Origin of the sequence: Psychroserpens sp. Hel_I_66, assembly GCF_000799465.1 — a bacterium.
In the GTDB taxonomy this organism is placed as follows: Bacteria; Bacteroidota; Bacteroidia; order Flavobacteriales; family Flavobacteriaceae; genus Psychroserpens.
In genome coordinates this window covers 2592443-2607205 of the sequence record NZ_JUGU01000001.1, presented here as the reverse complement: position 1 = coordinate 2607205, position 14763 = coordinate 2592443, and the positions used below count along the sequence as shown (strand labels likewise).

The window sequence follows — 14763 nt, the reverse complement described above, 5'->3', positions numbered from 1 at the left end:
AAATTACATTTTTAACTTTCCGTTTTTTTGAGAAATTTTCAGTAAATTAGTTGCTTTAAATTTTAAAAAATTAGAATATGAAAAATTTTACTTTTAAAATAATATGTGTTGTCCTTTTAATCACTTGTTTAGGATTGAATGCGCAAGAAATAAATGTTGACCAGATTCGTAATTGCGCAACAGATGAATATAATGCTCAATTATTAGAGAAAAACCCTAATATGATGGGTAGTGAAGCTTTTGAGCGTGTTATGAATTCAAGAGTTCAAGCATTAGGAAGTGATTATCAAAGAGGTTCTGTACTGAGAATTCCTGTTGTAGTTCACGTTATTCATAGTGGAGAGGCTATAGGTGTTGGAAGAAACATCTCAGACGCTCAAATAGAATCACAAATACAAGTATTAAATGAAGATTTTAGAAGACTTGTTGGCTCTAGAGGTTTTAGTTCTGACCCTGCAAGTGCAGATACTGAAATAGAATTTTATCTTGCAAGACAAGATCCAGACTGTAATCCTTCTACAGGAATTGATAGAGTTGACCTGTCTGATATCGCAAATTCATGGCCTTTCCAAGGTGCTACGGATGATATTTTAAAGCCATTGACTATTTGGGATCCTGAATTTTATGTAAATATGTGGACAGTCGATTTTTCCGATCCTACGCTTCTTGGATATGCTCAATTTCCTGGAGGAACTCCGTCTTCTGACGGTGTTGTAATGGGATATGAGTTTTTTGGGACCAATGATGCTCCAGGAGTAACAATCGGCGGACAATTTAATTTAGGAAGAACTACAACTCATGAACTAGGTCATTATTTTGGTCTTTTTCATACGTTTCAAGGTGGATGTTCATCTCCGAATGATAGTGTTACAGATACTCCCGCAATCTCCGGTCCAACTGGTGGTTGTCCAACAACTGCTGCAGATACTTGTACCGGTGGAGGTGATGATATGTTTGAAAATTATATGGATTATACTGATGATGCATGTATGAATATATTTACAAACGGTCAAAAAGCACGGATGTTAAATGTTATAAACACATCTAGAGTTAATTTAATATCTAACACAATCCCAGAAATGCCATTGCCAGAATTAGCTGTCGATGCTAGCATTAAAATTGAAGGTTTTGATCAAGTATGTGGTGAACAAATTCCAAATATAAGACTAACTAATTATGGATCTAGTACCATAACTACTGCAACAATTAGTTATAGTATAAATGCAGGAGCTCCTGAAACATTTACATATAATGGTAATATAGTACAAAATGAATTTGACACGTTTACACTTCCAACTATAACAGTTATTGATGGCTCAGGAACATTAAATGTTAGTGTTTCTCTTCCTTCAACAGACCAAAGAGTTTGTAATGATACGGATAGTGCAGATTATGTGATAGCTTCTCCAACGACAGCAGAGGCAACCCAATTGTTTTTTAGCTTAACAACTGATAGTTTCTCTAATGAAACGACATGGGAGTTTCGAGATGGGAGTGACAATGTTGTAGCGTCTGGAGGACCTTATAATGGTAGTACTGAAGATAATACAACATTTACGGAATTAATTCCTCTAGGGACTAATGAATGTTATTCTTTTTTAATTAGTGATTCTTATGGAGATGGTATTTGCTGTGATTATGGAACAGGATCTTTTGAAATACGTGAGAACGACGCAACAGGAACTTTGTTAGTGTCAGGCGGGGATTTTGGAGGTTCTCAACAAGCTAATATTTTAGCGAATTCTTTAGGAGTAAATGATTATTTCTTAAATAGTAATTTATATATTTACCCTAACCCAGCAGCTGCTATTCTAAATATCAAATTGAGTAATAGAAGTGATTTACCAGATAGTTATGAGATTGTTAATATGTTAGGTCAGACAATTACTAAAAAAATTATTTCTAGTGAAGAAGATCTAGCAATAAACACTAATGCACTTAGCAATGGTATGTATTTTATTAAAATAAATAAATATGATATTTCGGTAACAAAGCCATTTATAAAAAAATAATATTTATTTAATTTAGATATCAAAAGAGGGTTGATTTATGCAATCCTCTTTTTTTTTATTACATATCATTATACCTACTTTTACAAAAAAATTGATATTGAATTCAAACCCAACAAATATCAAAAAGGTTCCATCTTCCATAATTACTATAGGGACGTTTGATGGTGTGCACATAGGTCATCAAAAAATCATCACACGACTTGTAAAAACTGGTCATTCAAAAGATTTAAGATCTATTGTGTTTACGTTTTTTCCTCATCCTAGAATGGTACTCCAGCCAGATTTTGAAATTAAATTACTACATACCATAACTGAGCGTAAAAATGTGTTGTCTCAATTTGGGTTAGATGAAGTGGTGATTAAAAAATTCACCTCAGAATTCGCAAATAAATCGGCTCGCAATTACGTTAAAGAATTTCTTGTAGATGAGTTAAATGCAAAACATATAATTATTGGCTACGATCATCACTTCGGAAAAAACAGAACTGCAAACATCAATGATTTAAAGGCCTTCGGAAAAGAGTTTGGTTTTATCGTAGAAGAAATTTCTGCCCAAGATATAGAAGATGTTGCGGTAAGTTCTACAAAAATAAGACAATCGCTAATTGAAGGAGATATAGAAACTGCCAATTCTTATTTGGGATATGCTTATTTTATTACAGGAAAGGTTATAAAAGGAAAAGGGATCGGCAAGACGCTAAATTTCCCAACAGCCAATATACATATTGAAGAAGGTTATAAATTAATTCCCAAAAATGGTGTCTATATTGTAAAATCCAATATTGACGGGATTGATTTTTTTGGAATGATGAACATTGGTACCAATCCAACCTTTGAAGGCGAAAAACAATCGACTGAAGTTCACTTTTTCAACCTTGACCAAGATTTGTATAATAAAATTTTAAAGATTGAAATTTTAGAGCGGTTAAGGGATGAAAGCAAATTTGAGTCGGTAGAATTACTTAAAAACCAACTTCAAAACGATAAGTCTAATGCTATAAATTGGATTCAAAGTCGCTATGAATAAGTTTCTTTTCAAATATATAGATAACAGCGCGCTAATCGTTTTCAGAATATTTTTTGGCGGATTGATCTTTTTAGAAAGCATAGGAGCCATTTTTACTGGATGGCTAAAACGCACATTGGTCGAGCCAGAATTTACTTTTAATTTCATAGGTTTTGATTTTTTACAGACCATCCAAGGCGAGTGGATGTACGCGCATTACGTCATTATGGGGATTTGTGGACTTTTCGTTATGGTAGGTTATAAATACAGGTTAAGCATGATTTCGTTTACTCTATTATGGTCTGCAACGTATTTTATGCAAAAATCATCATATAATAATCATTATTATTTCTTAATGATTTTAAGTGCGGTAATGTGTTTTTTACCTGCACAACGTTATGCTTCTGTTGATGCATTACAAAACCCAAGCATTAAAAGAATCTCAATGCCTAATTGGTGCAGATGGGTTTTTATAATTCAATTGTTTATTTTGTATTCCTACGCGTCTATTGCTAAAATGTATCCCGAATGGATAGATTTATCGGTTCCAGAATTGCTTATGAAGAGCAAAAAGCATTATTTTCTCGTCGGAAATTTGCTGCAACAAAAATTCATCCATTATTTAATAGCCTATGGAGGCATTCTATTTGATGGACTCATCATTCCCTTGCTCCTTTGGAAGCGAACCCGAAAAGTAGCCTTCTTTGCATCAATATTCTTTCATCTTTTTAATTCGTTCATTTTTCAAGTTGGGATATTTCCGTATTTATCGTTGGCTTTTGCAGTTTTCTTTTTTGAACCAAGGGTTATACAGAAACTATTCTTAAAACGAAAGCCATTATATTCCGAAGAAAAAATAGAAACACCAACCTACGCTTCTACATTTAAAATTGTTTTTGTTCTTTATTTTATCATTCAAATTGCATTGCCATTGAGGCACCATTTTATAAAGGATGATGTTTTATGGACGGAAGAAGGACACAGGCTTTCCTGGAGAATGATGCTGCGCTCAAAAAGTGGCAATACCAGTTTTAGAGTGGTTGATAAAGCCTCAAAAGCTGAAATACCATTTAAGTTAGAGACATATCTATCAAAAAAACAAATGCGAACCGTAAGCACAAAACCAGACGTGATGTGGCAATTCGCACAGCGTCTCAAAAAAATATATGCTGAAAAAGGATTGGATGTTGAGGTATACGTGAGAGCCTATGTAAGTGTTAATGGCAAAGCGAGTAAACAACTAATAGACCCAAATGTTGACCTTGCAAACGAGCAATGGCATCATTTTAAACACCATGATTGGATTTTACCGTCAAATCAAGATGAGAATAACTGACAATTACTTAAATTTGGCGTTTCAAAAAACACAATACAACCATGCTACAAGTTGCCTATATTAGAGAACACAAGGAAGAGGTCATCAAACGTTTAGCAAAACGTAATTTGGATGCTTCAAAAATGATAGAAGAGGTCATCACCCTTGATGAAGAACGTAGAAAATTGCAAACAAAACTTGACAATACTCTTGCGGAATCTAATAGTATTTCTAAGGAAATTGGACAACTTTATAAAACAGGTAAAGCTGCTGAAGCAAACACATTAAAGGAAAAAACAACACAGCTCAAAGAAGATTCAAAAACATTAGGCGACCAATTAAACACCACTTCTAATGCTTTAAACGATTTGTTATATAAAATTCCTAATGTGCCACATAAAAGTGTGCCTAAAGGAAATACAGATGAGGATAACGAAGAAGTATTTAGAGAAGGCGAAATCCCAAAATTATATGACGGTGCAATGCCACATTGGGAATTGGCAAAAAAATACGACATTATTGATTTTGAACTTGGCAACAAAATCACCGGAGCTGGTTTTCCAGTTTATAAAGGAAAAGGCGCTAGGTTACAACGTGCATTAATTGCTTATTTTTTAGATAAAAACACAGCTGCTGGTTATACCGAATACCAACTACCTCATTTAGTCAATGAAGCTTCTGGATTTGGGACAGGACAATTGCCAGACAAAGAAGGTCAAATGTATCACGTTACTGAAGATAATTTATATTTAATTCCAACTGCCGAAGTTCCTGCAACAAACTTATTTCGTGACGATTTATTGATTGAGAGCGATTTACCTAAAGCAATTACCGGTTACACACCTTGCTTTAGAAGAGAAGCTGGTAGTTATGGCGCACATGTGAGAGGTTTAAACCGTCTACATCAATTTGATAAAGTCGAAATTCTAAGGGTTGAACATCCAGATCGTTCATATCAAGCTTTAGATGAAATGGTCAATCACGTTAAAGAAATTTTACAGGAACTAAAATTGCCATATAGAATTTTACGTCTTTGTGGTGGAGATTTAGGATTCACATCAGTTTTAACCTATGATTTTGAAGTGTTTTCTACAGCGCAAGACCGTTGGTTAGAAATTTCAAGTGTGTCTAATTTTGAAACTTTTCAGGCAAATAGATTGAAACTACGTTTTAAAAATAAAGAAGGTAAAATAGAGTTATGCCATACGCTTAATGGTAGCTCACTCGCATTGCCTAGAGTACTGGCTGGTATTTTAGAAAATTATCAGGCAGAAGATGGTATTCATATTCCAGAAGTATTGATTCCTTACACAGGATTTTCCAAAATTTAGTACGATACTAATATCTTGACTAAAACATAGGAAAACTCTTATTCATTGTAAGAAAATAAAACAAATTACCGCTTAAATGCTAAAAAATAACGTTGTTTAACGATTTTTTAGCATTTTTCTTTGTGTTTACATATTAATTACAGAAGTTAGTACCACCAAATAGTAACCAACCTGCTTAATTATGAAAAACATCAAGAGAATTGTACTGCTAGTTGCACTAGTAGCTTTGGCAAGTAAAGTCTTTTTATAAGATTTAAGTTTAAAGTAATTAAAAGTAAATTTTTAAAAAAAAGCCAAACAGAATAACTGAATCATTTTGTAAAAAATAGATTAATAGCACATTTATTTTGTCGGTAATGCCTAAACGTGAGTTTAGGCATTTTTTTTGATATACGGTTGTGAAAATTACGAGACAACGTAGATAAAACGGTGTCTACCGAATTAATTATAAAAACATTCACAATATCTCGATATTACATTTGTTATATTTACATAAATAAAAATGAAATGCGCCAAATAATTATCAGTTTAACCCTTTTGTACTGTGGTCTTATGTTTTCGCAAAGCGAACAACTGGCAGACGACTATTTTAAGCGTGGCGAATTTGACAAAGCACTACTATCTTATCAAAAGTTAAACGAAAATAAAAAAAATTCAAAATACATCTATAGAATCATTGAGACGCTCCAGCAATTAGAGCGTTACGAAGAGTCTCAACAGCAGATTATGCAACGTATGGGAGAGATTAATTATCCGCCTTTACTTGTAGATTTGGGATATAACTATCAGTTAAAGGATAGTTTGGGCTTAGCAAATAAATACTATGATGAAGCAATCCAAAAAGTCATAGAAAAACCTGCTTATACCTACGGAATTGCAAAAAAATTCGAAGATTACTCCCTTTTAGAACAAGCTTTGACAACCTATAAAAAAGGAATGGAACTAAACCCAGACCTAAATTTCAACATGCAAATGGCTCGAATTTATGGTGAGCAAGGCAATATTGAACTGTTGTTTTCTAATTATATTGATTACGTCGAGTCCAAACCAAGCTTTCTCAATACAGCCAAAAGAGCTTTTAGTGATTTCGTTTCAGAAAATAAAGACAACGAAAACAATATGATCTTAAGAACTTTGCTTCTTAAAAAGTCACAGTCTAACCCAGAGCCACATTGGAATGATATGTTGAGCTGGTTATACATTCAGCAGAAAGAATACAACAAAGCATTTATTCAAGAAAAAGCAATTTACCGAAGAAATCAAGAAAGCTTGAGCAGGATTTTAGACCTTGCGCTTACAACCGTAAAGCAAAAAGAGTATAAGGTTGCCAATGAAATATTTGAATTTGTTTTGGAGAATTCCCAAGATATAGATACCAGATTAACTGCAAACCAATACATGTTGGAAATGGATATTGAAAATGCAGATGGGAAACAACTTGAAGAGATAGATAAAAAATTTAATGATTTATTTGATCAATATGGAAAATATGAGCAAACAATTGCGCTTCAGATTGCCTACGGAAATTTTCTAGCCTTCAATAAACAAGAGCCAAAACAAGCAAGTGATTTCTTGAAAAAAAGTCTGGATTTACAATTATCAACATTTCAGGAAGCAACTGTAAAACTAAAATTAGGAGATATTTTGGTTTTTCAAGAGCGGTTTAATGAAGCATTGATTTATTACACACAAATCCAAGCCAATTTAAAAAATAGCACAATTTCACAAGAGGCAAGATTTAAAGTAGCAAAGACGAGCTATTATAAAGGTGATTTTGCATGGGCAGAATCACAGTTAAAAATCTTAAAATCGTCAACATCTCAATTAATTGCTAATGATGCTTTGGAGTTGAAATTACTCATTAGCGATAATAAGGATGAAGATTCACTTCAAACTGCTTTAAAATTATATTCAAAAGCCGACTTGATGTCTTTTCAGAATAAAAACAAAGAGGCCATAACGCTCATAGATAAAATTTTGAATGAGCACAAAGGAGAAACCATTGAGGACCAGGCCTTATATATGCAAGCTAAATTGTATGAAAAAACAAAGCAAATTGATAAAGCTGTCGCTAATTACCAATATATCATTGATAATTATAGGGACGAAATTTTAGCAGACGATGCACATTTTTATTTGGCAGAACTTTATCAAAATCAACTGGAACAACCAGAAAAAGCCAAAGAACTCTACGAGAAAATCATCTTTAATCACGAAGATAGCATTTACTTCATTGAAGCCAGAAAGCGTTTTAGGATGTTACGTGGTGATGCTATAAATTAATTTTTAATGTTCAAAACCTACAATAAAATTTGAACTTATTAATTACTCATTTCTTTTTGAAATTCACCTTTATTACCTTTGGTAAAAATTAGGCTTATCTTACCAAAAAACAGTAAAACCCTTTGAAGACGACGAAGAACTTCTGTTATTTGCAAAAGATTTATAAAAGCAGACATTTCGTTCTTAATGCGGAATATACAATACAAAAAAAATGATCATATACAACGTCACAGTAAATATAGAAGATTCTGTCCATGAGCAGTGGTTAGAGTGGATTAAGACAGAACATATTCCGCAGGTATTAGGCACTGGGAAATTTGAAAAAGCAACACTATCACAAGTTTTGGTAGAAGAAGAATTGGGAGGCAAAACTTATTCAATACAATATCGTTCGTACTCAAGAGAAGCATTAGACACATATTATAGAGAAGATGCAGACCGACTTCGTCAAGAGGGACTAAAGAAATTTGCAGATAAAATGTTAGCTTTTAGAACAGAACTGCAAATCGTTGATGAGTACAACGTAAAATTTACTTAAAAGACTTACATATTTGTATGTAACAGCAAGAATAAAAGTGATAATACACCTTTAATTTTAGCTTCTACACCCGAAAGCTTTTGGGATTGCGGGAAAACAAGAAAAAGAAAAACATGTCAGTAAAAGCAAAAAAATACTTAGGGCAACACTTTTTAAATGATGAGTCGATTGCTCAAGACATCGCAGATACGCTATCGTTAGAGGGATACCGCCACGTTTTGGAGATTGGCCCAGGAATGGGTGTCTTAACAAAATACTTGCTTAAAAAAAAGGTTAAAACGCATGTTATTGAAATCGACCCAGAATCGGTAGAATATCTCAAAGCCAATTATCTCAATTTGGCAGATCGCGTTCATGAGAAGGATTTTCTCAAATATGATATAACTGAAATATTTGGTGAAGAACCGTTCGCTATTATAGGAAACTTTCCATATAATATTTCTACACAAATTGTTTTTAAGACTTTAGAAATGCGTGAGCAAATCCCGGAATTTTCCGGTATGTTCCAAAAAGAAGTTGCAGCACGCATTTGCTCAAAAGAAGGCTCAAAAGTCTACGGAATTTTATCTGTGCTCACCCAAGCTTTCTACGATGCAGAATATTTATTTACTGTGCCACCATCGGTTTTTAATCCGCCACCAAAAGTAGATTCAGGAGTTCTACGATTAAAGCGAAAAGAAAACTTCACTTTGCAGGTAGATGAAAAGTTGTTTTTTAGAGTTGTAAAAACTGCATTTCAACAACGCAGAAAAACATTGCGAAACAGTTTAAAAAGCTTCAATCTATCAGATAATTTAAAAGCAAATGTTATATTTGGCAAACGTCCAGAACAGCTTAGCGTAGAATCTTTTTTAGAACTTACGAAACTCATTGAGAACGACGAGAATCAAGATTAAGAATTTGTTATTTTCCGAAGAGAAAAACAGCGATTTATCATGGTAGAAGAAAGAGAAAATAGTCAGTTTGAACTCACGAGTGAGCTCATCGAGCAAGTAGAGCTTTGCGTTGCCCAAAACAATGATAAAGAACTTAAGCGCTTGCTCAATGAATTCCATTTTGCTGATGTCGCTGAAATTTTGGACGAACTGGATCTTGATGATTCTGTCTATGTCATAAAATTGCTAGATTCTGAAACCACCTCAGACATCCTCATGGAACTTGATGAGGATAATCGGGAAAAGATACTTAAAAATCTCTCTGCCAAAGAAATTGCAGAAGAAATCGAGGAACTGGATACAGATGATGCAGCAGATATGATTGCTGAACTGCCACAAGAACGTCAAGCAGAAGTCATCTCTCAAATTGAAGATCAAGAGCATAGAGACGAAATTACCGAACTTCTTACTTACGACGAAGATACAGCAGGAAGTCTTATGGCAAAAGAGCTTGTAAAAGTTTATGAAACCTGGACGGTTGCAGGATGTTTGCGTCGTATAAGAGGGCAAGCCAAAGACGTCACAAGAGTTCACTCCATCTACGTTGTTAATAAAGAAGAAAAACTTATTGGCAGGCTATCACTTAAAGATTTAATCGTTGCGAAAAGTGAACAGAAAATTTCAGACATCCTAAAAGAAACTGTAGATGCTGTACACGTTGACGATGATGTAGAAGATGTAGCAAGAGTGATGTCAAAATATGATTTGGAAGCCATACCAGTTGTTGACGATAATTATACATTATTAGGTCGAATTACCATTGATGATATCGTTGATGTGTTAAAGGAAGAAGCCGAAAAAGATTACCAAATGGCAGCAGGTATTACTGGAGATGTTGAGGCAGATGATAGTATTTTAGAACTTACAAAAGCACGATTGCCATGGCTCGTTTTAGGGCTTTTTGGAGGATTGGGAAGTGTATTTATCATGAAAGGTTTTGAGGATGTGATGGAAACCGTACCATCCCTATTTTTCTATACACCATTAATAGCTGCAATGGCTGGGAACGTTGGTGTACAATCCAGCGCAATTATCGTACAAGGTATTGCAAACGATAATGTGAGAGGAAGTATTGGCAGCAGATTGCTAAAAGAAATCGGTCTTAGTTTAATCAACGGTTTTGCACTCGCATTATTAGTAGTACTCTTTGGTTTTATAATAGGTCAAAATACTACCGAAAGTTTTGCTATAGCCATATCAATGATGTCTGTTATTGTGGTTGCAGCACTTGTTGGCACCTTTGTACCAATCATTCTAGATAAACGAGGTATTGATCCAGCAATCGCAACAGGTCCCTTTATTACAACCAGCAATGATATTTTGGGGATTTACCTGTTTTTTATGCTTTCAGGATTAATTATAGGTTTCTAAATGTATTTTGGGCGTTACCTTTCAGGTCGTGCTCTCGCAAGTCGCTCTCTTCGACGAGCTCCAACAATTGCTCCATCACTAACGCGAAATCCGTAACTTTAACTGCATAAAGTGATTTAATATGAAACCAATCCACATTAAAAATAAACACAAACTGTTTTCTAAACAATGGCATCCACACCGTATTGCGACGGTAGACAACATGCAGGTCTTACTTGCAAAACTAAAGGGCGAATTTGTTTGGCACAGTCACGAAAACGAAGACGAATTATTTCAAGTCATAAAAGGCACTCTCTACATGCAATTTAGAGACCGAACAGAGGTTGTAAAACAAGGAGAACTCATTGTCGTACCAAAAGGGGTAGAGCATAATCCCTGTACAAAAAACGATGAAGAAGTACATGTATTGTTGTTTGAAAAATTAAGCACAGCGCACACAGGTAATGTAAAAGACGACATGACACAAACAGAATATCCTGAGATTTAAAAATTTACAATACACGTCAAGTTCAACTCGTTTCAGCATCCCATTATTAAATTTGTAAACATGAAAATACTACACCTAGACAGCAACCACGAATTACTCATAAACCAACTCAATGATTTAGGCTATACAAATCATGAAGATTATACGTCTTCAAAATCTGAAATAAAAGCAAAAATCTCTACTTACGATGGTATTATTATTCGCAGTCGTTTTAGTATTGATGCGTCTTTTTTGGATTCCGCAGAAAATCTAAAATTTATTGGTCGCGTTGGAGCAGGATTAGAAAATATAGATTGTGAATATGCTAAACAGAAGGGAATTAAATTAATTGCAGCTCCAGAAGGTAACCGCAATGCAGTTGGCGAGCATAGCTTGGCGATGCTATTGTCTCTGTTCAATAAATTGAATAAAGCAGATCGAGAAGTTAGGGAAGGCAAATGGCTTCGTGAAGAAAATCGCGGACTAGAACTCGATGGAAAGACCGTTGGTCTCATTGGTTATGGCAATATGGGAAAAGCTTTTGCAAAAAAACTTAGAGGTTTTGATGTTGAGGTGTTGTGTTGCGATCTTAAAGAGAATGTTGGAGACGAGAATGCAACTCAAGTATCGCTCATAGAATTACAGGAAAAAGCAGATGTGTTGAGTTTGCATACTCCAGAAACACCACAAACGATAAATATGGTAGACGAGGGTTTTATCAAGAAATTTAAAAAATCGTTTTGGTTGGTCAATACTGCTCGTGGCAAAAGTGTGGTGACGAAAGATTTGGTTGCTGCATTGCAATCTGGGAAGATTTTGGGTGCAGGTTTAGATGTTTTAGAATATGAAAAAGCGTCATTTGAAAACTTGTTTACTTCAGATATGCCCAAAGCTTTTGAATATCTCATTTCCGCAGAAAATGTGATTTTAAGTCCGCATGTTGCTGGTTGGACCATTGAGAGTAAAGAAAAACTAGCGCAAACTATAGTTGATAAAATTAAAGCAGAATTTTGTTAATTTTAATGCATCTAATTTAAATTATTATGCAATCTACCGCAACTACTCCAGAGGAGTACATCAAACAGTTACCCGAAGATAGAAAAGAACCAATTACCAAACTACATCAGCTCATTAAAGAACATATGCCAAAAGGCTTAGAGTCTGGTATGGGTTACGGGATGTTGGCCTATTATGTACCAAAATCAATATATCCAGATGGATATCATTGCAAACCGTTTCCGCCATTACCGTTTATAAATTTGGCTTCCCAAAAAAATTTCATTGCGTTGTACCACTCTGGCATGTATGCTAAAAAGGAGCTATATGATTGGTTTGTAGCAGAGTACCCGAAGCATTGTAAATACAAACTAGATATGGGCAAAAGTTGTGTTCGGTTTAAAAAGATGGAGGATATTCCTTATGATTTAATTGAGCAACTTTTAAGTAAAATGACAGTAGAAGAGTGGATTGCCATTTATGAAACTGCGATTAAGAGATAAATTAACAAGTTTTGGGATGTTTACATTTCCCAAGAAAAAAATATAAATAGAATGGCGAAGAAACGCGTAACAGGAATTGGCGGATTGTTTTTTAAATCTGAAGACCCAAAAGCATCAAAAGATTGGTATAGAAAACATTTAGGTTTTAATACCGACGATTATGGCTGTACCTTTTGGTGGAAAGATAAAAAAGGTAACGATTGCTCAACACAATGGAGTCCCTTTGAGAAAAAAACCAGTTATTTTGAGCCTTCAAAAAAAGAGTTCATGTTTAATTACCGTGTTGAAAATCTTAAAGAGTTATTGGCAACGTTAAAAGAAGAAGGTGTAACGATTGTTGGTGAGATGCAAGAGTATGACTACGGAAAATTTGGTTGGATCCTTGATAATGAAGGCAATAAAATTGAACTTTGGGAACCTGTAGATCAAGCCTTTAAATAAAATTGTAACAAAATAAGAAAATAAACTACCAATAAATAAAAGTATTCTATTAGGGTAATTTTATTAAATTTATAGTCTAACCAATTAAATTAAAAGATATGTCTGACGATAATAAAAATTTGAGCGATGACCTAGATGATATGATAGGAGATGCTAAAGAAGGCGCAAGGAGAGCAGGAGATAAGATTAGTAGCTCAGCAAAAGAATTTAGCGAAGATGCCAAAGAGTTTGGTCGCGATGCGAAAGAAAGAGCAAATGAATTTTCTGAAGATGCCAAAAAAGTATTTAGTGATGGAAAAAATGTAGCGATCATTGCACATTTTACGCTTATTGGATGGATCATTGCGCTTGTAATGAACAGTAGCAACAAAACGGAGTTTGGTTCATTTTACATTAGACAATATCTCGGTTTTATGCTATTGAGTTTACTTTGTGTTATTCCTTTTGTAGGTCTTCTCGTAGCCATTGTACTTTTAGTAGCTTGGGTTATGAGTTTGGTGAGTGCACTTGGTGGTAAAATGGCACCTTCGTTTCTATTAGGAAAACAATTTCAAGAGTGGTTTAAAGGGATATAGTTAAAAAGCCAGATTCATATTCTGGCTTTTTATAGGAATTTATTATCGTAATATTGCAATATTACGATAATAAAGATTACATTTACAAACAATTAGTTGTTATGGGAGTTACAAAACGTTTTATGTATACAGATGGTATCAATGATATTGCAAACATTGCAAAGGTGTTTGCCCATCCTGCTCGTGTTGCTATTCTAAAATTTATTAGTGAACAAGAAGGATGTATCAATAATGATTTGGTTGATGAAATTGGTTTGTCACAAGCAACAATATCCCAACATTTAAGCGTTATTGCAGATGCTGGTTTATTAAAAGGCAGGTTTGAAGGTAAGAAAAAATGTTATTGTCTCAATGTTGAGCGTTTTGAAGAATTTCAACTTTTGCTCAACTCTTTTTTTACAACCACTAAAAAAAGTTGTTGTTAGTTCGTAATCCAATTTCAATTATTCACTCATGAGATTAAAAAAAACAGAAGCTATGAAAACACAAGAATTATTTTCAATATTAGAACAGTACAGTGAGAAAGCACTACATTTTGAATATGAAGCGAACAAATTTGTAAGTGCAAATTACCACATCACCGAAGTCAAGCACATTAAGGTAGAATCTGTAGATTGTGGCGCTCAAAAGGACTCTTGGAGTGAAACAATTATTCAACTATGGGAAAGTCCGTTAGAGGAAAACAAAACAGATTACATGTCCGTTTTAAAAGCTTTGGGAATTCTTAAAAAGGTTGGCAAGATGAGGTCTTATGATTTAGAATCGGAAGTTAAATTTGAATACAGCAACAACTCATTCCATACTGCTCAATTGTTTGTAAACGATTATCAAATCGAAAACCAAAAACTCATTTTCAGTTTGGGAGTTAAAAAAACAGATTGTAAAGCCAAAGAACTTTGCGGAGTTCCAGAACCTGTGGTGGGAACATTTGAAAAAGCTGAGGAAAGTGTAGAATCATGTTGCACCCCAAATAGTGGTTGTTTTTAAATTT

At 34.2% G+C, this 14763-nt stretch carries 15 protein-coding genes; all 15 read left to right on the top strand.

The annotated features are described in order from the left end of the window. The first annotated feature begins 77 nt into the window (after positions 1-77). The 15 genes from GQ40_RS17195 to GQ40_RS11560 all read left to right on the top strand — a co-directional run bounded on the left by GQ40_RS17195 (position 78) and on the right by GQ40_RS11560 (position 14759). A complete protein-coding gene (locus tag GQ40_RS17195) occupies positions 78-2012 on the top strand; it encodes a M43 family zinc metalloprotease (protein ID WP_052184234.1) in 1935 nt (644 codons plus the stop codon). A gap of 91 nt (positions 2013-2103) precedes the next feature. Continuing rightward, entirely contained in the window at positions 2104-3039 is a 936-nt protein-coding gene (locus GQ40_RS11625; protein ID WP_410523950.1) for a bifunctional riboflavin kinase/FAD synthetase, read from the top strand. Beyond that, a complete protein-coding gene (locus GQ40_RS11620; RefSeq protein ID WP_047548441.1) occupies positions 3032-4354 on the top strand; it encodes an HTTM domain-containing protein in 1323 nt (440 codons plus the stop codon). The genes GQ40_RS11625 and GQ40_RS11620 overlap by 8 nt, the downstream gene beginning before the upstream one ends. Before the next feature lie 41 nt (positions 4355-4395). Continuing rightward, positions 4396-5664, top strand: a complete 1269-nt coding sequence (gene serS / locus GQ40_RS11615) for a serine--tRNA ligase (RefSeq protein WP_047548438.1) — start codon at positions 4396-4398, stop codon at positions 5662-5664. A 507-nt stretch (positions 5665-6171) separates the two neighbouring features. Next, positions 6172-7947 (top strand): tetratricopeptide repeat protein, encoded by a 1776-nt coding sequence (locus GQ40_RS11610; RefSeq protein ID WP_047548436.1) that lies wholly within the window; start codon positions 6172-6174, stop codon positions 7945-7947. Positions 7948-8158: 211 nt separating this feature from the next. Then, positions 8159-8485: a DUF4286 family protein gene (locus GQ40_RS11605; protein WP_047548433.1), complete on the top strand. Its 327-nt coding sequence runs from the start codon at positions 8159-8161 to the stop codon at positions 8483-8485. A gap of 113 nt (positions 8486-8598) precedes the next feature. Continuing rightward, positions 8599-9381: a 16S rRNA (adenine(1518)-N(6)/adenine(1519)-N(6))-dimethyltransferase RsmA gene (rsmA, locus tag GQ40_RS11600; protein ID WP_047548429.1), complete on the top strand. Its 783-nt coding sequence runs from the start codon at positions 8599-8601 to the stop codon at positions 9379-9381. 39 nt (positions 9382-9420) lie between these two features. Then, entirely contained in the window at positions 9421-10791 is a 1371-nt protein-coding gene (gene mgtE, locus GQ40_RS11595) for a magnesium transporter (protein WP_047548426.1), read from the top strand. A 121-nt stretch (positions 10792-10912) separates the two neighbouring features. Further along, the gene (locus GQ40_RS11590; protein WP_047548423.1) at positions 10913-11278 is read left to right on the top strand and encodes a cupin domain-containing protein; all 366 of its coding nucleotides are present in this window, start codon (positions 10913-10915) and stop codon (positions 11276-11278) included. A 60-nt stretch (positions 11279-11338) separates the two neighbouring features. Then, complete coding sequence (locus GQ40_RS11585; RefSeq protein ID WP_047548420.1) at positions 11339-12274, top strand: 2-hydroxyacid dehydrogenase; 936 nt, start codon at positions 11339-11341, stop codon at positions 12272-12274. 26 nt (positions 12275-12300) lie between these two features. After that, positions 12301-12756, top strand: coding sequence for a DUF1801 domain-containing protein (locus tag GQ40_RS11580; RefSeq protein WP_047548417.1), 456 nt, complete (start codon positions 12301-12303; stop codon positions 12754-12756). A 51-nt stretch (positions 12757-12807) separates the two neighbouring features. Next, complete coding sequence (locus GQ40_RS11575) at positions 12808-13197, top strand: VOC family protein (protein ID WP_047548414.1); 390 nt, start codon at positions 12808-12810, stop codon at positions 13195-13197. Between the two features lie 98 nt (positions 13198-13295). Beyond that, the gene (locus GQ40_RS11570; RefSeq protein WP_047548411.1) at positions 13296-13772 is read left to right on the top strand and encodes a YtxH domain-containing protein; all 477 of its coding nucleotides are present in this window, start codon (positions 13296-13298) and stop codon (positions 13770-13772) included. Positions 13773-13873: 101 nt separating this feature from the next. Next, positions 13874-14197, top strand: a complete 324-nt coding sequence (locus GQ40_RS11565) for an ArsR/SmtB family transcription factor (RefSeq protein WP_047551883.1) — start codon at positions 13874-13876, stop codon at positions 14195-14197. A gap of 52 nt (positions 14198-14249) precedes the next feature. After that, a complete protein-coding gene (locus GQ40_RS11560; protein WP_047551881.1) occupies positions 14250-14759 on the top strand; it encodes a DUF6428 family protein in 510 nt (169 codons plus the stop codon). Positions 14760-14763 lie beyond the last annotated feature (4 nt).